We start from the raw sequence: 22,469 nt of genomic DNA on the forward strand, positions 1-22,469 counted from the left end.
GCTAAATTTGTCTTTTATTTGTCTGTCACTGGTTAGGTAGTTATCAAAGCCACTTTTGTAAAATGCTCAACAAATTAAAATTAATCATAAAATATGCTACAAAATCCATAACGGCTCATTGGTTTAATTTGGTCACCAGACCCTTAAACATCAGCAAAAATAACAACAAGATTTATTCAAATACTTTAATACACACACATTTTTCGCGCTTTTGGTTTAGCGTTATAAAAGGAGACAGTCATGGCAATTGGCTTATTTATTTTGGCAATCATTATTCAATTAGCCATGGTTTTGGCCATATTTTTATTGTCCCTATCACGAGTCACAGGCAGTATCGTTGCCCTAGTTACCGTCCTTGTCACCGCCTTTATCAGTCCTTGGTCGCTCATTTTGGGCATACCAATCGCTTTACTTTGCATCGTTTTGCTCGTCGCCCCTATTCGTCAGTCACTGATTACCAGACCTGTTTACAAGACTTTGGGCGGGGCAATGCCGAGCATGAGCGATACCGAGCGCGAAGCACTCGATGCGGGTACCAGCTGGTGGGAAAAAGAGCTATTCATGGGTGCACCTGACTGGGATACTTTTGCTCAATATCCCTATCCAGAGCTGTCGGCAGAAGAGCAAAGCTTTATTGATAATGAAGTAGAAGTACTATGTGCCATGCTTGATGAATGGAAAATTCAGCATGAAGACAAAGAGCTGTCGCCTGAAGCGTGGCAATTTATCAAAGCCAATGGATTTTTAGGCTTAATCATTCCAAAAGAGTTTGGCGGTTTAGATTTTAGCTCTTATGCACAAAGCCGTATCATGAGCAAAATCGCTTCACGCTCGCCAACCGCTGCGGTTACCTGTATGGTGCCAAACTCGCTCGGCCCTGGTGAGCTGTTGATGCATTACGGTACAGACGAACAAAAACAGCGTTGGCTACCCGGTCTTGCCAAAGGTGACGAGGTACCTTGCTTTGGTTTGACGGGCCCAGAAGCAGGCTCCGATGCTGGTGCGATTCCAGATACAGGGGTGGTTTGTTATGGTACGCACGAGGGCGAGCAAGTGCTCGGTTTGCGTATGAACTTTTCTAAGCGCTGGATTACCCTCGCACCTATCGCCACGGTCGTGGGGTTAGCATTCAAGATGCACGATCCTGAAGGTTTGCTTGGCAATCCTGATAAGACCGATTACGGTATCACTTGTGCGCTTGTGCCTGCCAGCCATGAAGGCGTTATCATAGGACCACGCCATAATCCAATTGGCTCACCATTTATGAATGGTACAGTCGATGGTAAAGACGTCTTTATTCCACTAGATTACATCATCGGCGGCGTCGAAAATGCAGGTCGCGGTTGGCGTATGCTGATGGAGTGCTTGGGCGTTGGTCGCGGCATCTCTTTACCAGCTTTATCAACCTCAGCCAGTGAAATGACATATCTGTCTGTCGGTGCTTTTGCCAAAGTACGCGAACAGTTTAAAATCTCTGTTGGCAAGTTTGAAGGCGTCCAAGACGCCACCAGCCGCATGGCCAGTAACACTTATATGCTAGAGGCATTTCGTCACCTCGTCACCTGCGGTCTGAACCAAGGCGGCACACCATCAGTGATGACGGCAATGGCAAAATACTATGCGACTGAAACCATGCGCAGTGTGGTCAATGACGGTATGGATGTGGTTGGTGGTCGCGCGGTACAGATGGGTCCACGTAACTTTTTGGCCACACCTTATCAGGCAATTCCAGTATCTATCACGGTTGAAGGCGCAAATATCTTGACGCGTTCACTCATGATATTTGGTCAAGGCGCGATGCGTTGCCATCCTTATCTCTTTGATGAGCTGCAATTGCTGCAAAGCGAAGATAAAGAAGGCGCACTCAAACAGTTCGACACACTGTTTTTTAAACATTTGGGTTATACCTTTAATCGCGGCGCAAAAGCATTTGTCGCAGGTTATGTCGGTGGCAGTAATCATGCACCAAGCTTCGCGGACAGCTTTACTCGTCCCTACTACAAATACATCAACCGCCTGAGCGCAAGTTTTGCCTTAACGGCTGATATGGCGTTAGGGTTGCTCGCTGGTGACTTAAAACGCAAAGAGATGCTGTCTGGACGCTTAGCTGATATTCATAGCCATTTATTCATTAGCACTGCTATTTTGCAGTTTTATGAGCATGGTACTAAATCAGCTTCCGAACGCTTGCATGCTGAGGTTGCCTTACAAAATAGCTTATATACCATTCAAGAAGCTTTTGAAGCCTTTTTTGCAAACTTCCCTAATCGCATGGCGGCCAGTTTGGTCAGTTTTGTGACTTTTCCTAGCGGCTCTATCTTTACGCCGCCAAGCGATGAGCTCAAACGCAAGTTGGGCGATGCTTTTATGGATGACTTTGAAGCCAACCCGTTCCGTGATTATCTCAAAACCATGGTCTATTATAATACTGAAGCCGATGATGTCACTGGACGTATGGAACACGCTTATCAAACGCTACTGAGCATCGAGCCATTATGGCAGAGGTTTAAAAAGGCTGAACACAAAGACAGTTTTGAAGGGCTTACTTTTGAAGATCATGTGGTATATGCCAGCCAAAACGGCGATATTACCGAAGAAGAAGCTGAAGTGCTTATTCAGTACAACGCCATACGCTTTGACTCATTATTGACCGATGTGTTTGATAAACATTTATTGCATGCCCAAGAGCGCACCAATCCACACAGCCTCGATAATGCCGTACAGCAATTAACGGACTATGCACAACTGAAAAATGACGCGCAAGCCAGAAAGGGCATTGCGACAAACATGACAGCTGAAAATGATATCGACTCTAATGATTTGGCTACGCCCGTCAGTACAGACAAACCAACTGGCGATGCCAATCCCAATCATGGTTATGAGAGTGACGGTGACGTAGAAATGGTCAAAGAGCAAGATACCGTTGAGGAGGTACGTGCACAGACCGACTTTGATGAGTCTGAGCCTGAGGTGGAAGCACTAGATCATCGCCACCGTGATGCAGAGTCACACTTAAGTGAACGCATGAGTAACAACCATCGTCTGAATCAACATAATGCTGACGACCTAGAGCCTTCTGAAATATCTGAAGATGCAGAAAATGTGAAGGATGATATAGACAAACCTGCCGCTACTGATCCTAAATGGCAGGATGGTCTACGCCGTGATGAAAGTGACAAAGTTTAAAATAAAAAGCTTTGATAATTCTTAAAATGACAAGCTTTGAAACAATAGGCTTTGAAATAACAAGGCACAAAAGAATCAGGCTTAAAATATTTAAAAAACAATAGCTTTTAAGGCTGCTAGGAGCCTTGCACGATACATTCTGACCATTCACTTAGAAAAGACTGCCCCATTTGAGCAGTCTTTTTTTAGTTGTGAATCGCCATTTTTAACCATTGAGGCGTGTTTGATGATTCAACCATGACACTGACAGAGACTGTTTTTTAGGCAGCTCAACATTAAAAATAGTCAGCTTAGTCATTCTAAGCGTCTACTTTTAACAATGAAATGGCAAAAAACAGCCCTGTCTCCCTCTCTTAATATTGGAAATAATACTAAATTCCCCCAGCTCCATATAAAAAAATATGTTATAAAACTAATTCAGGCATGAGTATTATCCTCATTTTATGCTTTGTCTGGAACAGTTTTAGCGATCAGCAGTATCTATTTTTGAATGTTCAACATGCGCTAATATTGGTCAATGTGCCTTGTTATTTACCTACTTTACTCGCGAAAAATTCGGCGTAGACAACTTAACTATTGATTTATATTACCTTAGTCATAAAAAAACGTTGCAGTATCCTTAACAATTATTTTATATTGTGCCCCGAAAACGTGACACTAAGTGGAAGTTGAAAGAATTTAATAGACGTAGCAAGAGCGGTGATAATAATGGCAACAATCACATTGATGTGAGCAGCCTATCTATTCGCTACTGGGGCACGTACACAAAGGATATAAGTTATGTGGAAAAATATGGGACTGACCGGCAAGATTATTGTCGCTATGGTACTCGGTATCATACTGGGATTGTTTATAAACTATTCAGGACTGAACGCTGAAGGCGGTTTCATTCATACGTACATTACCAATGGCTTCCTCGCCATTGTCGGCAAGCTATTTGTCAACTCGCTCAAAATGCTAGTCGTGCCTTTGGTGCTGATCTCACTGATTTGCGGTGTTTGCGGTATTGGGGATATTCGTTTGCTTGGTCGCATCGGCACCAAGACATTTCTTATTTATATGATGACAACAGCTCTGGCTATCGCAACAGCGATTGGGCTTGGCGTGCTATTTGGTATCGGTAAAGGCATGAATATCGAAACCGAAGCGGCATTTGAAGCAGCTTCAGCACCACCACTGCTAGATGTGTTCTCTAATATTATCCCATCAAACCCCATCAGCGCGATGGCAAATGGTGATATGTTATCGATTATTTTCTTTGCTATTTTGATCGGTGTTAGTATCTTGATGGTGGGTAAACCTGCCAAAGGCTTAGTGCAGAGCTTAGAATTAATCAATGAAGTCATCTTAAAAATGGTGACCATCATTATGAATCTTGCACCTTATGGTGTATTTGCGCTATTGACCAAAGCAATGGCAGAGCTGGGTTTAGACTTGATTTGGTCACTGCTCGGCTATGTGGCGGTATTGGTCGGCTCATTGGCATTCCATTTCTTTGTCACCATGATGATTGTACTCAAAGTCTCTTCGGGCTTATCCATCAAAACCTTTTTGGCAAAAATGCGTGAAGTTCAGATTTTTGCTTTTAGTACGTCAAGCTCGAACGCGACGATTCCTATTACCTTGCGTACGGTCACCAAGCGCATGGGTGTCAATAACTCAGTTGCTTCATTTACTGTTCCGTTTGGTGCGACCATCAACATGGATGGTACCGCCATCATGCAAGGTACGGCGACCATTTTCATTGCCAATATTTATGGCATTGACTTGGGCGTGACTGAGTATCTGACTGTCATTCTAATGTCCGTTTTGGCTTCCGTCGGTACCGCTGGTGTACCGGGTGTTGGTCTGATTATGCTATCAATGGTATTTGCCCAAGTCGGTCTACCTATCGAAGGCATCGGTCTTATCTTAGGTGTGGATCGTATCCTTGATATGTTACGTACCGCAGTGAACGTCGGTGGCGATGCTGCTGTGACGGCTATTGTGGCAAAATCAGAAGGCAAAATGGATTTGGCTATTTATAACGATCCTAACGCTGGCGCAAAAGACGTGTTTGATGGTCACATTGATGAAGACAATGAGCGTGAATTCTCTGAAGTCTTTAGTGATGGGATCATGGGCAGTGAGTACGATGATATCGATCGTCGCCGCTAGGCATTGAATAGATTTTGATAATTTATTCACGATACATAAAAAACCTCAGTCATATTGGCTGAGGTTTTTTTGCTTTACTAAATACATTCACTTAATGAAAAGCAATCAACCAAAAACGTATTTGGTTACCATCGCCAAGCATACCACTACAATCATCGGACGAATCAGCTTACTACCGCCCTTGACCACCATATGAGAGCCAAAATACGCGCCTATCGTTTGTCCCACCATCATGGCAAGCCCTACTTTCCACAACACATTACCGCCCAAAATAAAGAATATTAACGAGCCAATATTGGTCGATAAATTCAATACCTTTGCTGCGCCTGTTGCTTCGATAATTTGCCGACCGCGCAACGCCACGTTGCCGAGCGCGAAAAACATCCCTGTGCCTGGTCCAATATAACCATCATAAAAACCAATTAGCGGTGCAACCACTTTTTGCCATTTGCCTTCTGAGATACGCGGCGCAGCTTCTACTTCGCCAAGTCGAGGCGCAAACAGGGTATAAATCCCGATAGCCGCAATCAAAAACGGAATCAGTGTCTCAAGCAGATCCGGCGGCGACATCTGTACAGCAATAGTGCCGAGAACAGAACCGATAAAAGCGCCAACAATAGCTACTTTGATACGTTGCGGTTTGACCACTCCTTTTCTAATCATCGTAATAGAGGCTGCTAGCGCACCTGAAGCAGCTTGTAGCTTATTGGTACCGAGCGTTAGCACTGGTGGGATATTGGCGAGTAACATGGCGGGGATGGTCAATAAACCGCCACCACCAGCGATAGCATCAATAAAGCCTGCCAACGCTGCCACAGCGGTAAGCATTAATATAACCTCTAACGAAAGCGATAAGTCCATGACGCTGACCTGTAAATTTTATGATGGAAAATGAGGAAGTCCTAAAAACTGGCTTTAAGAACAGGAAATAAAATATTAGTAGCAATGTTGCTATCAACTTTGCTATTCATTAGCTGATAGTACTGCTGATATGTATTAAAGCTGTGACAGAACATCACAAAATGCCAATCATTATAAAGATAAAACGCTAAAAAAAGCCAAAAACGTAAAAAAGTCTGCTAGATTTGTCTAACGGCTTAATAAGTATCTAAAATAAGCAGCGATTGATTAAAAGTATGTAACGACTTATAAGGCTTTTGTCTGCTCTATCGACTTTATAATATCGCTATTATTAATGTGACAGGCGGCACTTATAACTTTTGGTTGACGTATTTTGTTGTCTATATCAATAAGAGTATGAGAAACTGTTGCTGTCTATCATGTCTTTATGAGTCGTGTCATAGATATTTGAGGTTATTGGATTAATTTGTAATTCGTGTTTAGCAAATGAGGATGATATGGCAATACGCAGGATTAAAGCATTTTTTGAATTTGAGGCAGCGGGCGGTATCGTCCTAGCATTGGCTGCCATTGCTGCAATGATTATTGCCAACTCCCCTCTTAATGTGTGGTATGAGGGCTTTATTCACGCACCCGTTGCCATTCAAATCGGTGAGTTCGCTATCGCTAAAGACGCTCATCACTGGATCAATGACGGTTTGATGGCGATTTTCTTTTTCTTAGTGGGACTTGAGCTCAAACGTGAAGTGTTGATCGGTGAGCTGTCTAACGTTAAGCAAATCATCCTGCCAGCTGGTGCGGCGCTCGGTGGCATGATTATGCCAGCGATTGTCTATCTGCTCTTTAACTATAACGAGCCTGAGTTTTGGAAAGGATGGGCGATTCCAGCCGCGACCGATATTGCTTTTGCCCTAGGTATTTTGAGCTTATTAGGCAACCGCGTTCCCAACTCTTTAAAAGTATTTTTAGTATCGATTGCTATCTTCGATGATATTGGCGCCATTTTAATCATCGCTTTATTTTATACCAGTGATTTGTCATTAGAGTCATTGGCAGTGGCAGGTCTATGTCTACCCTTCTTATACCTTCTTAATCGTCGCAACGTCACCAGCATCACGCCTTATCTGCTGATCGGTGTGATCATGTGGATTGCGGTACTCAAATCCGGCATCCATGCCACCTTGGCTGGCGTGGTCTTAGCACTATTTATTCCTATGTTTGACCGTACTGATCCTGAGCACTCACCACTAGAAGAGCTAGAGCACGATTTACATAACACCGTTGCCTTCGGTATCTTGCCATTATTCGCATTTGCCAACTCAGGCATATCCCTCAAAGGTGCAGGCTTCGCTGAGCTGTTCCATTCAGTACCGCTTGGTATTGCGGCCGGTCTATTCATCGGTAAGCAAATTGGTGTAATGGTTATGTGCTGGTTAATCTTTAAGCTTGGTATCTCAACCATGCCAAGGGGCATGAATTATAAGCAGATTTACGGTGCAGCCTTACTCTGTGGTGTTGGTTTTACCATGAGTCTGTTCATCGGCGGTCTGGCATTTGCTGGTGAAACAGCCTTATTTGATGAGCGCTTAGGTATTATTATGGGCTCAATCGTCTCTGGTATCGCAGGTTATCTCATGCTCAAAGTCAGCTTGAAAGACAATGTAAGCGGCACCTCAGTCGATCTGACTCGCCCTCATTAATAAGAAGATAAGCCACTTAGAGGCGATTTAGCTTATCGGTGGCTTATTATTTTATAGTTCACGTACTTTGGCAGCCGAGCATGGTTCATTAAAAGTATTTTGCATTAACTATATCAGCACTTGCATCAGTAGCCATAGAAGAGATAATCATGCGACAGTTTGTACTGCGGCCTTCATTAAGCTTGGCGCTCCTTGGTAGCATTGTTTTACTATCAAGCTGTGCCACGCTCTCTAAGCAGGAGTGCCTTGTTGGTAACTGGCAGGCTATTGGCTACAACGATGGCGTGGCAGGTTACCCATCAGATCGCCTTGCATCACATGCCAAAGCCTGTGCCAAGGCCAGTGTTGCCCCCAACTATCTGGCATGGGAGCGCGGTCGCCAGCTGGGGCTTAAGCAATACTGCACGACCAGTAATGCTTACAATGTCGGTCGGCGCGGACGTCAGCTCAATAATGTCTGCCCCTTAACCTTGGCGAACACACTGCAAACTGCCAATCAAAAAGGCTTAGACTATTACGCCTTAGACAGTCAGTTAGACAAAGACAAGCGCCTCATAGAAACCTACCAAGAAGAATTTGATAAGCTAGAAAGTGGGGCGATGCTAAACTTTGCTAATGAAAAAGAAGCACGCGCGCGCCTACTGTCATTAGCCGACGAGCTGCGTAAAGCCAAACGCCGTATAAACACCACGCAAAGACAATTAGAAGCTCTAAACCAGTCAAATAGCTATTAATACTATTGGCCTTGTGAAATGATCTAATAGGAAAATATTTGGTAAGAAAGCATTTGGTAAAAAGGCATTTAATAAATATGGATTCAATCAACATAACTGATACACAGACGGCTGATACTTTGAATCACCAACAATCCTCAATAAAACCTTATCAGCGTCACGGACGGACGACCGCGATTGATGACCATAGTGACTTGCAAGTCTTAAAGCGAATTAGACGTTATTTGCTACCAAAAGGTTTTGTTATCTCGCAAGATTTATTAAATAAAATAGTCGCAGGCTACGATATTGGCGATTCACTGGCAGATACATTGGCCGCTGACGGCATTCGTTTTGCAAAGCCCCTACAGCAATTTATTATCAGCGACAACAGCAATAACTTCGACGCTGACCTCGTAAACAACTCTGCATTTAACGCCTTGGCTGAACAATTTAGCCACCATCCCGATTGGTTCGATCCCAAGCTTGCCCAAATCGGTGCGATTGCCTATCGACGCTATCCGCTGATGCTGATTTGGCTATTACGTAATGTCGCCTTGATGGCAGGCTACAGCATTCCTGCCCTCTCCCTGCCGCTCATTCAGACAGGCGCATTGATGCACGATGCCTTGCCCCGCCTGATGCGTACGTATGCCTATATCTTAGCCGTCTCTGAACACCCCCCATTACATAAGTCGAATACAAACGCCCATAATCAACGTCAGTCTATCGAGCAAGTATTGGCGATTGGCTCAGAAGGTTGGCGGCAATCAATCAAGGTGCGGCAAATTCATACCCTAGTACGGCAAAACTTGCTCAAAGGTAAAGGCAATGCTGCTAAAGGCGTCATACCAAATGCCGACCAACATCACAACCCAGATGGCAGCTGGAATACTAATTATTGGGGTCTTCCTATCAATCAAACCGATATGATTGCTACTCATTTGCAGTTTTCATTGTTGATTATGCGCGGGTTACGGCTGCTTGGCGCACGCATCAGCACTGAAGAAGCGGCAGGGAGAGGGCAGGAATTCTGCATCTATGGAATCTTGCCAGTTATTGGATGGGGGTTGACTTAGATCGCCTGCCAAAAGATGAAACCGCCTGTTGGGAATGGCTCTATACTTATTTATCAATTCAGCAACTTGATTTTAAAATGGGGCAACCATTAGCCAAGGCTCTGCATGATTTGCCACGTCAGCTGATGGGCGAAGACAATCGGCGGGGGCGTTTCGTTGAGATGGTTAATGCTAGCGTGACCCGTACCTTGGTCGGCGATGATATTGGCGATGGGCTGGATTTGCCAAAATCAAAAATCCGCTTTGGTGTCTTATCATCGGTGCCGATTCTCTTTGCGCTCGATACGGCACGCCAACACAATCAAACGATAGCCGAAAAACTAGAAGCCTTCCGCGCCAAACGCCAAGATAATATGAACTGGTGGCTAAAGAAAAATGACGAATATTATAAGTAAGCAATTATAAATAAAGCATAGTAGATAAAAGAAACGAATAATGATTAGACGTCAGCCACCTTACGGATTAATTTCGCGTATTTTGGATACGATAATACCACTCAAGCTGGCGATCAAAGCCTGTTTCTAACAAGCTGGCAATGACTCGTCCTGTCAGACCCCAAACCGTTTCACCATCCACTTGCCAGCTAGGCGTGAGAATGGTCGCGATCTTATCTTGCATTGCATATTCTACCGCATACTCGACAGTAGGCTGAGTCAGCAAGGTTTCAAAATCTGCCCAAAAAATGCGCGAGATTTCGCCAAGCTCAGGGACTAATAATAAATCGGGCGCAATCAGCGCCACAATAGGACGCACACTCATACCACTTTTAGAGGTTTGAATGGGCAATTGACCAATTAGCTGGACTTTATTAGGTGGTAGTGCCGTCTCTTCGCAGGCTTCACGCAAAGCGGTGACGACATTATTACCGTCGCCTGCGTCATGTTTACCACCAACGCAAGAGACCTCGCCAGCATGGCTGTTCATGTGCGCAGCGCGGCGTGTCAGTAGCAGTTTTGGATGGCGTTCATGAGTAATGGCAACCAATACCGAGGCATCGGCAATGGGTGTTTGATACAAGCTATCTAGAATGCGAGTGCTACGAGAAGTGCTAGCATCATACAGCGCAGGACTGGTGACGTCATTTAAGGTCTCATGCTGCACCCGTTCCGCCAACGTTCTAATAGTGGGATAACGAATAAAGTCCGGCACAGCGACTGAAAACTCATCAAAACGTAGCGACTGCGGGGGAAGTAACATGATTATTGCCCTATATTTTTATTAGAATTAAGCATCGGATTGTGGAGCTTATCTCTCGCAATGTGTACAAAGCTTGCGCCAGTGTTATTGCTACGCATATCGCATCTACATGCTGGCCTCTATTCATTCATCGTCATGCTTGGCGACGTAAAGTGGCATTTTTTAATACCCCCTACTCTGATAGATGCGCTCGCTTTGCTGGTTGCCCTTACTTAGAACAACACCAGTCGCGGAAGCCATTACTCTCGTTATAGGTAAAGCTATCATTCAATAGTTAGCGTGAGTCTAGCCTAGCGCAATCTTATCGTGACTGCATATACTTTATGTGACTGTCCTGCTCTGCCTGCTGATACATTCATTAATAGCAACCGTAGCCGTAAGCAGTTGCGCAAACCTGTGTGCTTGTTATTATCACTGCCAGTGTGATGAGAATTTGTGTTATCTTAGGATTAACAGCTATGATCACATAACATCTGATAAGCTAAAGTCATACTATTTTATAAAATAAGAATCATAATTCTTCAAAGAACGACAATCCTTTTTCTCATTTCTATTTATCATGTAGATTTATCATTAAATAAGGCAGTTAATATGCGCTATTGTTTACAATGCGGTCATGAAGCGGAACGCAAAATACCAGCCACGGATAATATCCCACGCTTGGTATGCCCCAATTGCCACTATATTCACTATGAAAATCCAAAAGTGATTTGTGGCTCACTCGTTGTGCATAAGCATCGGGTACTGCTATGTCGCCGCGCGATCGAGCCACAGTATGGCTTATGGACACTGCCAGCTGGCTTTATGGAAAATGGCGAAACCATGGCAGAAGGGGCCGCTCGTGAAAGCTTTGAAGAAGCAGAAGCGGTCGTCATCAATCCGCATTTATATTGCTTATATGATATTCCTGATATCGGGCAAATTTATAGTATCTATATCACTGAGCTAAAAGACGGCGCTTATGGCATCGGCTCTGAAAGTCTTGATTGTGCGTTATTTACCGAAGAAGACATTCCATGGGACAAACTTGCCTTTGAAGCGGTACGTCGCACCCTAAAAAGCTACTTTGCTGACCGCAAGCAATACGATAACCATGAAAACTTCCCTATTCATCAAGATATCATCGGTAAAGACCAAGCGATCAAGCGCTACTAGCCCTAAACATATAAAGAATAGAGTTATAAAAAATAACCTTATAAAAAATCGACTGCTTTACAAAAGTGGTTGGTAAAAACCATTGATAAGTCTTATGCTAAGTTTTGAATATAGCCACTTATCAATGGTTTTTTATTGTCTGAAGTTAATCGTTTAAGCCGACTTGCGAGAATATTATGCTGACTTTATTGCAACGCTCTTTACCGCTACTACCACTGACCATCGCCATGACCCTAACCACTATAAGTATCACCAGCCATGCGGATGACACACGGTTAACCGCCAAACAATCCGACCCACAAACGCTTGGCTGGATGCAAGGTTTTCCGCCGCCTGCTGATAAACTGATTACTCAACCCTCCTCTAATTTTTTTAGTTTTCCCAAGCTGCGTTGGACGGTCTGTCATATCCGTGAATTGATGCCCACCACTGACGTCAGTCGCGGTATCGGTGCGCCTTCCAAGCTCAGCTATGCGTTAGATAAAAACATCGATGCCATCACCTTTATGCCTACTAACAGTAAGCGCCCGATGACTTGGAAGCAATCACTGGATGCCAATTATACTGACGGCATTATGGTCATGCATCATGGCAAGGTGGTATACGAGCGCCAAAACGGCTGCCTCAATGAGCTGGGCAATCATGCGGCGATGTCGATGACCAAATCCATGACTGGGCTGCTAGCAGAAATCCTTGTCACCGAAGGTAAGCTTGATGATAAGGCATTAGTCGCATCTATCATTCCAGAGCTCAAAAACAGTGGCTTTGGGGATGCAACCGTCCGCCAAGTGATGGATATGACCACCGCCCTCGATTATAGCGAAGACTATGCTGACCCTAATGCCGATATCTGGCAGTATTCAGAAGCAGCAAGCCCACTACCGAAACCAAAAGGCTATAGCGGACCTAATGGTTATTTTGAGTATCTGCAAACGGTTAAGAAAAAGGGTCAACATGGGGCAGAATTTAACTATCGCACCATCAATAGTGATGCGCTTGGCTGGATTATCTCGCGTACCACTGGCAAAGCGGTCAATGAGCTACTCTCAGAACGCATCTGGCAAAAAATCGGTGCTGAACAAAGTGCTTATATGACTGTCGATGCTAAAGGTACACCATTCGCTGGCGGCGGTATCAGCGCAAGCCTGCATGACATGGCACGCATTGGTAGCTTGATGCTCAATAAAGGCGAGATTAATGGCGAACGTTTATTCCCAGCTGCAGTCGTTGATAATATCGAAGCCGGCGGTGATAAAAACGCTTTTGCAAAAGCAGGCTATAAACAGCTAACCAACGGCAGCTACAAAAGCATGTGGTGGTTATTTAACAATCCCACGCCTATCTATGCGGCACGCGGCGTCCACGGTCAAACCATTTATGTCGATCCCGCAGCCGATATGGTTATCGTCCGCTTTGCGTCATACCCAGATGCCAGCAATAGCAAGATTGACCCAACCTCACTACCCGCTTATAAAGCGCTGGCAAATTATTTAATTAAAAAGTAAGCATTTAAGAAATAGCGCTTTAAAAAACTAACCCAAAATAAAACCGCCGCTTTCATTTTTAGTGAAAGCGGCGGTTTTTTATAGCAATTAAGTCAATAGACTTTAAGTGAACTAGCTTTTAATTTTACACACTTTAAAGGCAAGCTCTTGTACCGCTGCTTCTTTATCATAAGGCGCAAGTACCGCACGTACATGCTGTTGCCCTTGCAGGTATTGCTTAGCAACACGCTGCAAGTCAGCAACCGTCACAGCCAATATTGCCGCACGCATTTTACGTTGCCAATCGACACCGCGATGATGCAGATTAGCAAAGCAGGCTTTGACCGCTTCACCTGCTGGAGAGCCTGGTTTATCCATACCTGAGATAATACCTAAGATGGCTTCTTCTAACTGCTCATCGGTTTGTGGCTCATTTAATAACCATTCGATACTGGCATCGAAATGCGCAAAGGTCTCAGCACACTGCGGATCGCGGTAGCTAAAGAACTTAAAGGCGCAAGCATTGGCATCGTAACCTGCACCGCCACCATAAGCACCGCCGCGCTCACGGATGGCACTATGCAAGTAACCATTACGTAAGTAAGGCGCTAATACCATCAAGGCAGCGGTATCAGGATGGTCGGCTGCTGGCACGGTATATGCGCTAGCATTATGATAGACGTTGGTCGGAACTAGCCACGCCAAATCTTCAACATCGAGCGCCACACCACTTTCTAGTGCTTTGACCGCGTCTGTCTCGCCATTTAACGCCGCATCAAGTTGCAACTCGGCAAACTCGCTTGGGATTTCGTCTTCAATACCCGCATCAGAGTTTGTGATTTTTTCAGCAATCTTTGGCGCTTGGCTGTCTTTCCAGCTATCAACAATCAAATTGCTCAAGCGTTCGGTTTGCTCGGCTTCACAAATGATAACCGCATGCTTAGGTAAACTGATTAAACGTTGATGTAAATCCATCAGACTGGTTGCCAATTTATCCCACTGCGCATCATCAGTACTGGCATGAGTTAAGAAGTCTTTTAGCGCGTTTAGTGCTGGCAGACCGCTGCGCACATATTCTAACTGCGCTTGGCGGCTCATGCCGCGACTGGCAGTTTGCATCGCATACGAATGTCCAGAACCGGCAAGGTTTGATTGCCAACCTGCTTGACGCTGCTGCAAGATTTCTTTGATACGGTCATGCTCACTAAAGACACTATGCTCCATGACTTCTTTTAGCAAATCAATCGCTTCAGGTTTACGATTTAGCGCACGCGTTGCTACGACAAAGTAACTACTAATCGCTTGGCTGTCATCGATATTGGTACGCTGACTGATACGCGCCGTCACCCCTGATGAATGCGCCGCTTGCTTGGCTTGCATCTCATGAGCGCTTAACGAATCAGTACCAAGCTCAGATAGTAAGCTTAAGTAAATAGGCAACAATGGATGATTGATTACCTCATTAACGGGTAGCTCGCTGGTGTCCTGATTACCAATCGCATCGGTCAACGGCACAATCACTTGATAATAATACAAGCCATTAGTGCCCGCTTCATATTCAAATAAGGTGCTGTCTTGCCCGCTTAAATTCACTTGTTTTTGCGTGCCTTGTTTAAAGCTGATATCGGTCGGGACATCTTCTAAGCCAACTTTTGGCAATAGGCTTAAATCATCAGGTGCTGCTTGGCGCACTGCCAAATCTAATGCTTGTTGCTTTAAGATAGCTTTATCATCAGCGGTCAAATCCATCGCAATGGTATCAAGACGGGTTTGCTCAGCTGCTGCAAGGCGGGCAGTTTTTTCGCTGTCAGGCGTCATAGTGACACGGACACGATGCTGATTATCGAGTAAATGAGTCTTGATTAAATTCGGTAACCACTGCGCATCTTTTACTTGTTCACGTAGCCACTGCAAATGCTCGTCAACTTCCCAGACGTCGATAGGGTTGCCATCATGAATCGCCGTACTAAAGCCTTCTAGCATGAGATTCAAACCATACGGCATGCTATCACCACCGATATGGCGCTGATCAATCTCAATTTGATGCAAAATGGTTTCAATGGTTTCATCATCAATCGGCTTGCTCGCGACCTCTTTAAGCAAATCAATAATGCCCTGCTCTACCGCTTCGGCATGCTCAGGGTTTGAACCGCGCAGACCGGTATAAAAGACCATTTCATAATGACTGTCGTCGAGTCCCAATAGCGGACTTGGCGCTTTACCAAGTGGATGGCTGTCCAAATACGCACGCAATGGCGAACCAGCATGCTCAACCAATACCCCTTCTAATAGACGTAACGCCAAACGCTGCTTTGGATCAGTAATTGATGGTAATAACCACGCCACCACGTGATGCGTTTGGTCAGGACCGGCTTCATCAGCAGTATAAGTATCAACCGCGCTAATCGGTGCAGACAGACGCTGTTCTGGACGCGAGACGTGTTTTTTGCCTGCTTCAAATTGAATCAAGGCATCTTCATGGATTTTCGCCTGCGTCTCAGCGACCGGAATATTACCAAAGCTCATAATCACGCTGTTTGATGGGTGATAATGGCTTTGATGAAATTCAACCAGCTCATGATGGGTCAAGTCAGGAATATCAGCAGGATCGCCGCCCGAATTATAATGATAGGTTGTCGTTGGGAACAAATGATGGGCGACCGTATGATATAACTGGTCAATCTCGCCGCTCATTGCGCCTTTCATTTCATTAAAAACGATACCCTTAAATTGCGGCTTGTCATTTTCGTCTAACTCGACGCGAATACCTTCTTGGGCAAAATCCAGCGGATGAATATTCGGAAAAAAGGACGCATCCAGATAAACGGCTAGCAAATTAAAGTAGTCGTTTTTATTTTGCGTCGCATACGGATACGCCGTCCAATCAGCAGCAGTCATCGCATTCATAAAAGTATTTAATGAACGTTTAATCATTGAGAAAAACGGGTCACGTACAGGGAATTTCTCAGAGCCACACAAAGCCACGTGCTCTAGAATATGCGCTTCGCCTTTTGAATCCATTGGCTGAGTGCGAAAGCCGACCAAAAAGGCATTTTCATCACTCGGATGCGCCAAATGGTAATGCATCGCCCCAGTCTTAACATGCTGACTGATCAGCACATCCATCGATAGCGCCTCAATGTGGCGATGCTCAATCAGCTCAAACGCTGGATGTAGCGTTAAATCCGCAGTAAATGGCGTGTCAGTCATAGTTATCCTTATCAATGATAATGTATATCGTGCCCTGATTTTCAGGGCTCATAAAATGGTGTCTATAGCGCTAATAGATGGGGCTTACCTATGGATAAGTCAAGCTAGCCATATGGTAATAACGGCTCACTGGGTAAGATTTATCAATGAATATTTTAAAAGTAGTATTAAGGCAATATCCATAATCAAATAATGGTTTTAACCCTTAACAAAGGTAGCCAGCACTGCTACTATAAAGTTAACTACTATTTTAGGAGCCCCTGATGAGCTACCAACATATTTTACTGGTCACCGACTTATTGTCCGATGCTGACGAGGTTGCCCTAAAAGCCAAACGTATCCTTGCAGGCTCGCCTGAGGCTAGGTTATCTGTCTTACATATTGTTGAAGATGATATGGTGCGCTTCGGCTTTGAGCTGGTGCCTGCGTCTAGTTTATCAGGCGATTTCGATGGCGAACACTGGCAAGAAGCACGCACTAAATTGACGCAATTCTTAGAACGCAATGAGCTAAACGCGGTCAATTCTGAGGTCACTGCTGCTATCTCTAACAGTAAAGGCATCGTCAATTATTGCCGCGAAAAAGAAGTCGATTTACTGATTATCGGTCGCCATGAGCGCCGCGGTATCGCCGCTTGGTTAGTCAAGGCAACTACCGACAGTATCTTGCCAAACGTACCTTGCGACAGTCTCGTGGTAAAACTTGATCAGCCCGTACCAAAATAACGAGATAAGCAAGCAAGGCGCTAAAAAAGCTACTGTTAAGCGTAACAAATATCCTTATAAGATATAGACAAAGATAGCTTAGCAGCACTTAACAGCGCTCGGTAGGAGTGCTATAGTAAATACTATCTGACACGAGGAAGACGCTATGAGTTACGAACATATTTTATTGGTCACCGACCTAATGTCCGATGCTGATGTGGTCGCCCAAAAGGCCAAACGCATCGTTGAGAATCGTCCTAACGCCAAGCTATCGGTGCTTCATATCGTTAAAGATACTATGGTTGGCTTCGGCTATGAGCTGGTGCCTGCCTCAAGCTTATATGATGAAATTGACGATGAACGCTGCCAAGAAGCGCGCGCCAAATTGGCACAGTTTTTGGACCGTAACGATTTACATGCGGTAAACTCTGAAGTGACCACCGCCATCTCTAACAGTGAAGGTATCGTCAACTATTGCCATAAGCATGATGTTGATCTATTGGTCATCGGTCGTCACGAACGTCATGGTATCGCCGCTTGGCTCAGTGGCGCGACGGCAGATAACATCTTGCCCAATGTCCCTTGCGACAGCTTAGTGGTGAGACTGGACAAACCGGTTAATAAATAAGTTTAAGAATACACTTAACGTAATTCCTAAGTTATTTGAAACTATTAAAATAGCTCATTAACAAAAGCGCATTGTATGACATTGCGCTTTTTTATTATTCATTAAAACAGTAAATATTCTCACTAGAATCTCTACATTTACCATTAAAATCAATCTTCTATCAAAATATCAATAAAGCTTTGCCAAATAGGGCTTTGATGGCGGGCTTTGTGCCAAACTAGCCACCACGTACGTGATAAGTCTATACCCGCTACTTTTACCTGCACCAATTTTCCTGCTGCCAGCTCCGCCTCAATGACATGCTGCGATAAACAACCAAGCCCAATATCGGCGCTGACCATATGTTTAATGGCTTCTGATTGCTGAATCGCCATCACAATCTCGGCATGCGGCAGATATTGCAATAATTGCTCATCGATAATTTGCCGCGTACCCGAACCCGCCTCTCGTACCAACAGCGGGAGTATTGCCAATTGTTCTGCACTCAGCTCATAACATTTTCCTTTCTCGTTATACTTCATGTCTGTCAGCCACTTACTATGACGCTTAGCAAAGACCATCAAGGTATCGGTCCGCCAAGCGCGCTGCTCAATCACCTTCATATCTGTCGGGCGCGGCATGCCTTCGACCAAAGCAATATCAATGTTTAATTGCTCAACCTCGCCGACTACCTCTTGGGTATTGGCAATATACATATCGATATGAGCATCCGGTAGCGCTGCATATAGCTTGGCAAGCAGCGGCGGCAGCACATAATTGCCGATAGTGGTACTGGCACCAATATGAATCTGCCCCGCTTGGTGCTTATGATAATGCTCTAGCGTTAAAGCCTGCCCCAAGATGGCTTGCGCCTGTATATAAATAGGATGGGCGTTTGGATGCTGATTGAGCCTGCGCCCGACGCGCTCAAATAGCGGCATCTGCAACCTTGACTCCAGCTCAGTGAGCGCGCTGCTGACCGCCGACTGCGACAAATGCAACTCTTCACTGGCTCGGCTGGTGCTGCCAGTTTGATAAATACTGACAAACACCGATAGCTGCTTAAGGGTAATCTTCGGCAGCATCTGTATGGGTTTTTTCATAATGGCTCTGACATCCTATGCTGCCTATAAATTTCCAAAAGCCTAAACTCTAAGAATCGTTTCTTAACCTAAAAAATCGATAGTTTATATCTTATTAATCTGTTTTTATTATAAATCGACATGACTTATACTGTCTATTCATAAGCTTATGCTTATTTCGATTATAGATGATAAATAATAGGTGCGTACGACATGAACGCTTTAGCACAAAACATGCATAACTACTTTCCGCATAACCGCCCTATTTTGGGGCTGATTGTCGTGCTGATTGGTAGCTTGTTTTGCTTGTGGCTGAATATGAGCTTAGATACGTGGTCGGACGGGCGTATTATTGGGCTGTCATCGTTAACCCTAGCAATCTTGCTTGGGATGATATTGGGTAATACGCTATATCCAAATTTTTCTGAACAACTTAGCGATGGCGTTAACTTTGCCAAAGGTCAAATATTACGCCTTGCTATTATTTTTTATGGCTTTAAGCTGACTTTAACCCAAGTTGCTAGTGTCGGTATGCCAGCGGTAATGACGGATGCGCTGGTATTAACCTCAACGTTTTTACTCACCTATTGGCTTGGCACCAGATGGCTCAAAGTCGATAAGCAGACGACGTTATTAATTGGTGCTGGCGCCAGTATCTGCGGCGCAGCAGCGGTGATTGCCGCAGAGCCGGTCGTCAAAGCTGAAGCCCATAAAGTCACTATTGCTGTCGCCACCGTGGTGGTCTTTGGTACGATTGCCATGCTGCTCTATCCGTTTTTATATCAGCTTGGCTGGCTGCAACCGTGGCTAAACGCCCAGCAATACGGCATTTATACGGGTTCAACCATTCATGAAGTCGCGCAAGTGGTGGTCGCTGGTAATGCTGTTAGTACCGAGGTTGGGAATACGGCAGTCGTCACTAAAATGATACGGGTGATGATGCTCGCGCCTTTTTTACTGATTTTATCGTTTGCTTTAACCACAGGTAGTAGCAAAAATGGCGAAAAACTGTCATTGATGAAGCGTGTACAACAAGTCAAAGTGCCATGGTTTGCCTTTGTCTTTATTTTGGTAGTGTTATTACATACTTGGGTGCCAATGGCGGCAAGCTTTGAGCGTAGCATGGTCATGCTCGATGATGTGTTGCTTACCATGGCAATGTTTGCGCTAGGCTTAACCACACACCTAAGCGCCATTAAACAAGCAGGTGTTAAACCGCTTATCTTAGGCGCAATGATGTTTGCTTGGCTTATCATTGGCGGTGGACTGATTAATATCGGCATTGCTGCACTCTAATTACTTCACTCTAAAACAGTTACTGACTAAACACCAAACTCTTAACACCAAACCAAAAATGCCTACGACTATCACCATAGTCGTAGGCATTTTTGTTCTAAGATTTTGCTTAACGCCTTATTATTAAGGCATTTATCATAAGCGATAAATATAAACAACAGACGAAAAAAAACGAACCCGAAGGTTCGTTTTTTGTTCATCTTGCTCTAGTTGTCTATAAAGACAAATTAGATAGCAACGATGTTATGAGCTTGTGGACCTTTTTGACCTTGAGTTACAGTGAACTCAACTTCTTGGCCTTCAGCTAAAGTTTTGAAGCCTGAACCAGTGATTTCGCTGTAATGAGCAAAAACGTCTGCGCCAGTTTCTGGAGCGATAAAACCAAAGCCTTTAGCTTCGTTGAACCACTTAACTGTACCTTTTTGAACGTCTGACATAATATAATCCTACTTTTAAATTTATTAATGGCCTAGTGACCGATAACGCTTGCAAATAGCTACTGAACGATAAATATTAAAACGAAGGATTATAACTAATACTACGAGGTAATGATTTGGTGCAGAACTGCTCTTAAGCTTGGACGTATTATAGGGGGAACATCCTGATTTCGCAAGTCTTATCTTAGCTTTCATGTAACCAAAGCCCATTTATTACGATTTTGACCTGAAAATCAATGTATTTTAGGCATTTGGCAAACGGAACAAATAGACCGCTACCCCAGTACAGACCACGGCTACCAGCCATGCCATCCATATCATATCGGCGGGAATATTAAAAAATAACATCGTTGTTGAAATAGTCATCATTATTGTCGCTAACCACTTGGCATAGAGTGGCACGGCATGATTATTTTCCCAATCGCGGACAAATTTCCCAAAGTATTTATGATTAATCAACCAAAAATGAAAGCGTCGCGAACTACGTGCCCAGCAACCTGCTGCCAGTAATATAAAAGGCGCAGTCGGCATGACTGGCAGCAATACACCGATAATCCCTAATACAAAAAATAGCCAGCCCAGTATGACAAACGTCCAACGCACCGTTGGGCTGTTATGCTGATTGGTTTTGGGTCGATAATAAAAGGCTTTTTTGTGTTGGCTCATAAAAATACTGTCATTGAATGATATGGAGTGGCTAATATTCGATAAAGGTTAGACAGCTATATTCTTAAACCAGATAATCATTTATAGAACTGCCTACCTATATAGGTAGCTAAGCATGCAATATCACTCCAAATGGTACAAGGCTATTTTTACGAGGTTTTTGCTATTAATTAGTTATTAATAGTATAACAGGCATAAAATAACTGCCCATAGTCTAAGCTAGAGCGGTTCTTCCGTACTAAATAGTTTAAGAGTCAAAAGCTAACTGCTAAATTTGAGATTTATTCGATGGCATCTTACTCAATATCTGCTTATTTAAGATAGCCTTTCCAGTTGTCCACAATCACCTTAGGAAAACAAAACGTTCTTGGGGCAACGGTAATTGCTATCGGTACTAAAATCTGTTTAGTGACACCACCAATGCGAGCGCAGCTCTCTACATCAGGCACATTGTAATAGATAATTCGTAGAGTATTCTCAGGACATAAATCCGCACACCGAAAGGATTTAACGACTTCAGTCCCATGATGGTAGCCAATAATCCACTGCTGCTCGCCTTCGGTTGGTGCGGGTTCTTTTTGCTGAACAGCGCGAATAAGATCGGCATCTGTTAAGGTGTCTTCATTGGTCGGTAAAGAGACGCAAGCGCTTAGGCTTAATAACAAGGCGCTTAAAGTGAAGGCTTTGGCAGTAGATGTCATTTTCATGTTGAGCGTCCTTGTTTAAAACAGCTGATATCCATCTCTATCGGGCTTTGGCGAGTGAACTTGAGCGTGATTGGTACGGTGTCGTCAATAGCAAGGTTGCTTAGAGGCGCGCGTTGTCCGACGGTGAGATGGTTCATGGTGTTCCTTACGTTAGCGTATTATTCCTTTAAAGATAATAGACTAATTACTGGCATTAAAAAACCGCTCACAGTGAAAGATGGAGCGGTT

At 44.3% G+C, this 22,469-nt stretch carries 19 protein-coding genes; 11 read left to right on the forward strand and 8 right to left on the reverse strand.

The window, feature by feature from the left end; genetic code table 11:
- Window positions 1–240: 240 nt before the first annotated feature.
- A complete protein-coding gene (locus tag JMV76_RS09540; protein WP_201502516.1) occupies window positions 241–3,186 on the forward strand; it encodes an acyl-CoA dehydrogenase in 2,946 nt (981 codons plus the stop codon).
- Window positions 3,187–3,966: 780 nt separating this feature from the next.
- Entirely contained in the window at window positions 3,967–5,343 is a 1,377-nt protein-coding gene (locus JMV76_RS09545) for a dicarboxylate/amino acid:cation symporter (protein ID WP_045444003.1), read from the forward strand.
- Between the two features lie 105 nt (window positions 5,344–5,448).
- On the opposite strand, the gene JMV76_RS09550 is transcribed toward JMV76_RS09545, so the two are convergent.
- Window positions 5,449–6,204 (reverse strand): TSUP family transporter, encoded by a 756-nt coding sequence (locus JMV76_RS09550; RefSeq protein WP_045453480.1) that lies wholly within the window; start codon window positions 6,202–6,204, stop codon window positions 5,449–5,451.
- A 497-nt stretch (window positions 6,205–6,701) separates the two neighbouring features.
- On the opposite strand from JMV76_RS09550, the gene nhaA reads away from it, so the two are divergent.
- The 4 genes from nhaA to JMV76_RS14865 all read left to right on the forward strand — a co-directional run bounded on the left by nhaA (window position 6,702) and on the right by JMV76_RS14865 (window position 10,091).
- Window positions 6,702–7,904 carry a Na+/H+ antiporter NhaA gene (gene nhaA / locus JMV76_RS09555; RefSeq protein WP_109591860.1) on the forward strand — a complete coding sequence of 401 codons (1,203 nt, stop codon included), beginning with the start codon at window positions 6,702–6,704 and terminating at the stop codon, window positions 7,902–7,904.
- 149 nt (window positions 7,905–8,053) lie between these two features.
- Window positions 8,054–8,638: a DUF2799 domain-containing protein gene (locus JMV76_RS09560; protein ID WP_201502517.1), complete on the forward strand. Its 585-nt coding sequence runs from the start codon at window positions 8,054–8,056 to the stop codon at window positions 8,636–8,638.
- 77 nt (window positions 8,639–8,715) lie between these two features.
- Window positions 8,716–9,696: an oxygenase MpaB family protein gene (locus JMV76_RS09565; RefSeq protein WP_227690271.1), complete on the forward strand. Its 981-nt coding sequence runs from the start codon at window positions 8,716–8,718 to the stop codon at window positions 9,694–9,696.
- Window positions 9,681–10,091 carry a hypothetical protein gene (locus JMV76_RS14865; RefSeq protein ID WP_227690273.1) on the forward strand — a complete coding sequence of 137 codons (411 nt, stop codon included), beginning with the start codon at window positions 9,681–9,683 and terminating at the stop codon, window positions 10,089–10,091. Before JMV76_RS09565 ends, JMV76_RS14865 begins: the two co-directional genes overlap by 16 nt.
- Window positions 10,092–10,158: 67 nt before the next feature.
- Here the strand turns inward: JMV76_RS14865 and JMV76_RS09570 are convergent, their stop codons facing one another.
- Window positions 10,159–10,893, reverse strand: coding sequence for an NUDIX hydrolase (locus JMV76_RS09570; protein ID WP_201502518.1), 735 nt, complete (start codon window positions 10,891–10,893; stop codon window positions 10,159–10,161).
- Window positions 10,894–11,484: 591 nt separating this feature from the next.
- Here JMV76_RS09570 and JMV76_RS09575 point away from each other — a divergent pair.
- Both JMV76_RS09575 and JMV76_RS09580 read left to right on the forward strand, forming a co-directional pair.
- Window positions 11,485–12,048, forward strand: coding sequence for an NUDIX hydrolase (locus JMV76_RS09575; RefSeq protein WP_045453478.1), 564 nt, complete (start codon window positions 11,485–11,487; stop codon window positions 12,046–12,048).
- Between the two features lie 176 nt (window positions 12,049–12,224).
- Entirely contained in the window at window positions 12,225–13,553 is a 1,329-nt protein-coding gene (locus JMV76_RS09580) for a serine hydrolase domain-containing protein (RefSeq protein WP_201502519.1), read from the forward strand.
- Window positions 13,554–13,664: 111 nt separating this feature from the next.
- On the opposite strand, the gene JMV76_RS09585 is transcribed toward JMV76_RS09580, so the two are convergent.
- Complete coding sequence (locus JMV76_RS09585; protein WP_201502520.1) at window positions 13,665–16,742, reverse strand: insulinase family protein; 3,078 nt, start codon at window positions 16,740–16,742, stop codon at window positions 13,665–13,667.
- 263 nt (window positions 16,743–17,005) lie between these two features.
- On the opposite strand from JMV76_RS09585, the gene JMV76_RS09590 reads away from it, so the two are divergent.
- Window positions 17,006–17,467 (forward strand): universal stress protein, encoded by a 462-nt coding sequence (locus JMV76_RS09590; RefSeq protein WP_201502521.1) that lies wholly within the window; start codon window positions 17,006–17,008, stop codon window positions 17,465–17,467.
- Window positions 17,468–17,612: 145 nt separating this feature from the next.
- Window positions 17,613–18,074 (forward strand): universal stress protein, encoded by a 462-nt coding sequence (locus JMV76_RS09595; RefSeq protein WP_087813544.1) that lies wholly within the window; start codon window positions 17,613–17,615, stop codon window positions 18,072–18,074.
- Between the two features lie 149 nt (window positions 18,075–18,223).
- Here JMV76_RS09595 and JMV76_RS09600 read toward each other — a convergent pair whose 3' ends face one another.
- On the reverse strand, window positions 18,224–19,156 hold the full coding sequence (locus tag JMV76_RS09600) for a LysR substrate-binding domain-containing protein (protein ID WP_201502522.1): 933 nt from the start codon (window positions 19,154–19,156) through the stop codon (window positions 18,224–18,226).
- 192 nt (window positions 19,157–19,348) lie between these two features.
- On the opposite strand from JMV76_RS09600, the gene JMV76_RS09605 reads away from it, so the two are divergent.
- Entirely contained in the window at window positions 19,349–20,431 is a 1,083-nt protein-coding gene (locus JMV76_RS09605) for a YeiH family protein (protein WP_201502523.1), read from the forward strand.
- Between the two features lie 227 nt (window positions 20,432–20,658).
- On the opposite strand, the gene JMV76_RS09610 is transcribed toward JMV76_RS09605, so the two are convergent.
- From JMV76_RS09610 to JMV76_RS09625, 4 genes are all read right to left on the reverse strand, one after another.
- Window positions 20,659–20,868 (reverse strand): cold-shock protein, encoded by a 210-nt coding sequence (locus JMV76_RS09610; RefSeq protein ID WP_045453470.1) that lies wholly within the window; start codon window positions 20,866–20,868, stop codon window positions 20,659–20,661.
- A gap of 243 nt (window positions 20,869–21,111) precedes the next feature.
- Window positions 21,112–21,534, reverse strand: coding sequence for a YbaN family protein (locus JMV76_RS09615; RefSeq protein WP_087813547.1), 423 nt, complete (start codon window positions 21,532–21,534; stop codon window positions 21,112–21,114).
- A gap of 311 nt (window positions 21,535–21,845) precedes the next feature.
- A complete protein-coding gene (locus JMV76_RS09620; RefSeq protein WP_201502524.1) occupies window positions 21,846–22,241 on the reverse strand; it encodes a hypothetical protein in 396 nt (131 codons plus the stop codon).
- Window positions 22,238–22,378, reverse strand: a complete 141-nt coding sequence (locus JMV76_RS09625) for a hypothetical protein (protein ID WP_201502619.1) — start codon at window positions 22,376–22,378, stop codon at window positions 22,238–22,240. Before JMV76_RS09625 ends, JMV76_RS09620 begins: the two co-directional genes overlap by 4 nt.
- Window positions 22,379–22,469 lie beyond the last annotated feature (91 nt).

This window comes from Psychrobacter cibarius (genome assembly GCF_904845955.1).
GTDB classification, from domain to species: domain Bacteria; phylum Pseudomonadota; class Gammaproteobacteria; order Pseudomonadales; family Moraxellaceae; genus Psychrobacter; species Psychrobacter cibarius_B.

Bases quoted from the DNA above. Each gene is read 5' to 3' on its own strand.
- JMV76_RS09625 (WP_201502619.1), bottom strand. From the start codon at position 22,378: ATGAACCATCTCACCGTCGGACAACGCGCGCCTCTAAGCAACCTTGCT.
- JMV76_RS09570 (WP_201502518.1), bottom strand. From the start codon at position 10,893: ATGTTACTTCCCCCGCAGTCGCTACGTTTTGATGAGTTTTCAGTCGCT.
- JMV76_RS09575 (WP_045453478.1), top strand. From the start codon at position 11,485: ATGCGCTATTGTTTACAATGCGGTCATGAAGCGGAACGCAAAATACCA.
- JMV76_RS09620 (WP_201502524.1), bottom strand. From the start codon at position 22,241: ATGAAAATGACATCTACTGCCAAAGCCTTCACTTTAAGCGCCTTGTTA.
- JMV76_RS14865 (WP_227690273.1), top strand. From the start codon at position 9,681: ATGGGGGTTGACTTAGATCGCCTGCCAAAAGATGAAACCGCCTGTTGG.
- JMV76_RS09545 (WP_045444003.1), top strand. From the start codon at position 3,967: ATGTGGAAAAATATGGGACTGACCGGCAAGATTATTGTCGCTATGGTA.
- JMV76_RS09615 (WP_087813547.1), bottom strand. From the start codon at position 21,534: ATGAGCCAACACAAAAAAGCCTTTTATTATCGACCCAAAACCAATCAG.
- JMV76_RS09600 (WP_201502522.1), bottom strand. From the start codon at position 19,156: ATGAAAAAACCCATACAGATGCTGCCGAAGATTACCCTTAAGCAGCTA.
- JMV76_RS09540 (WP_201502516.1), top strand. From the start codon at position 241: ATGGCAATTGGCTTATTTATTTTGGCAATCATTATTCAATTAGCCATG.
- JMV76_RS09590 (WP_201502521.1), top strand. From the start codon at position 17,006: ATGAGCTACCAACATATTTTACTGGTCACCGACTTATTGTCCGATGCT.
- JMV76_RS09580 (WP_201502519.1), top strand. From the start codon at position 12,225: ATGCTGACTTTATTGCAACGCTCTTTACCGCTACTACCACTGACCATC.
- JMV76_RS09595 (WP_087813544.1), top strand. From the start codon at position 17,613: ATGAGTTACGAACATATTTTATTGGTCACCGACCTAATGTCCGATGCT.
- JMV76_RS09565 (WP_227690271.1), top strand. From the start codon at position 8,716: ATGGATTCAATCAACATAACTGATACACAGACGGCTGATACTTTGAAT.
- JMV76_RS09605 (WP_201502523.1), top strand. From the start codon at position 19,349: ATGAACGCTTTAGCACAAAACATGCATAACTACTTTCCGCATAACCGC.
- JMV76_RS09610 (WP_045453470.1), bottom strand. From the start codon at position 20,868: ATGTCAGACGTTCAAAAAGGTACAGTTAAGTGGTTCAACGAAGCTAAA.
- nhaA (WP_109591860.1), top strand. From the start codon at position 6,702: ATGGCAATACGCAGGATTAAAGCATTTTTTGAATTTGAGGCAGCGGGC.
- JMV76_RS09585 (WP_201502520.1), bottom strand. From the start codon at position 16,742: ATGACTGACACGCCATTTACTGCGGATTTAACGCTACATCCAGCGTTT.
- JMV76_RS09550 (WP_045453480.1), bottom strand. From the start codon at position 6,204: ATGGACTTATCGCTTTCGTTAGAGGTTATATTAATGCTTACCGCTGTG.
- JMV76_RS09560 (WP_201502517.1), top strand. From the start codon at position 8,054: ATGCGACAGTTTGTACTGCGGCCTTCATTAAGCTTGGCGCTCCTTGGT.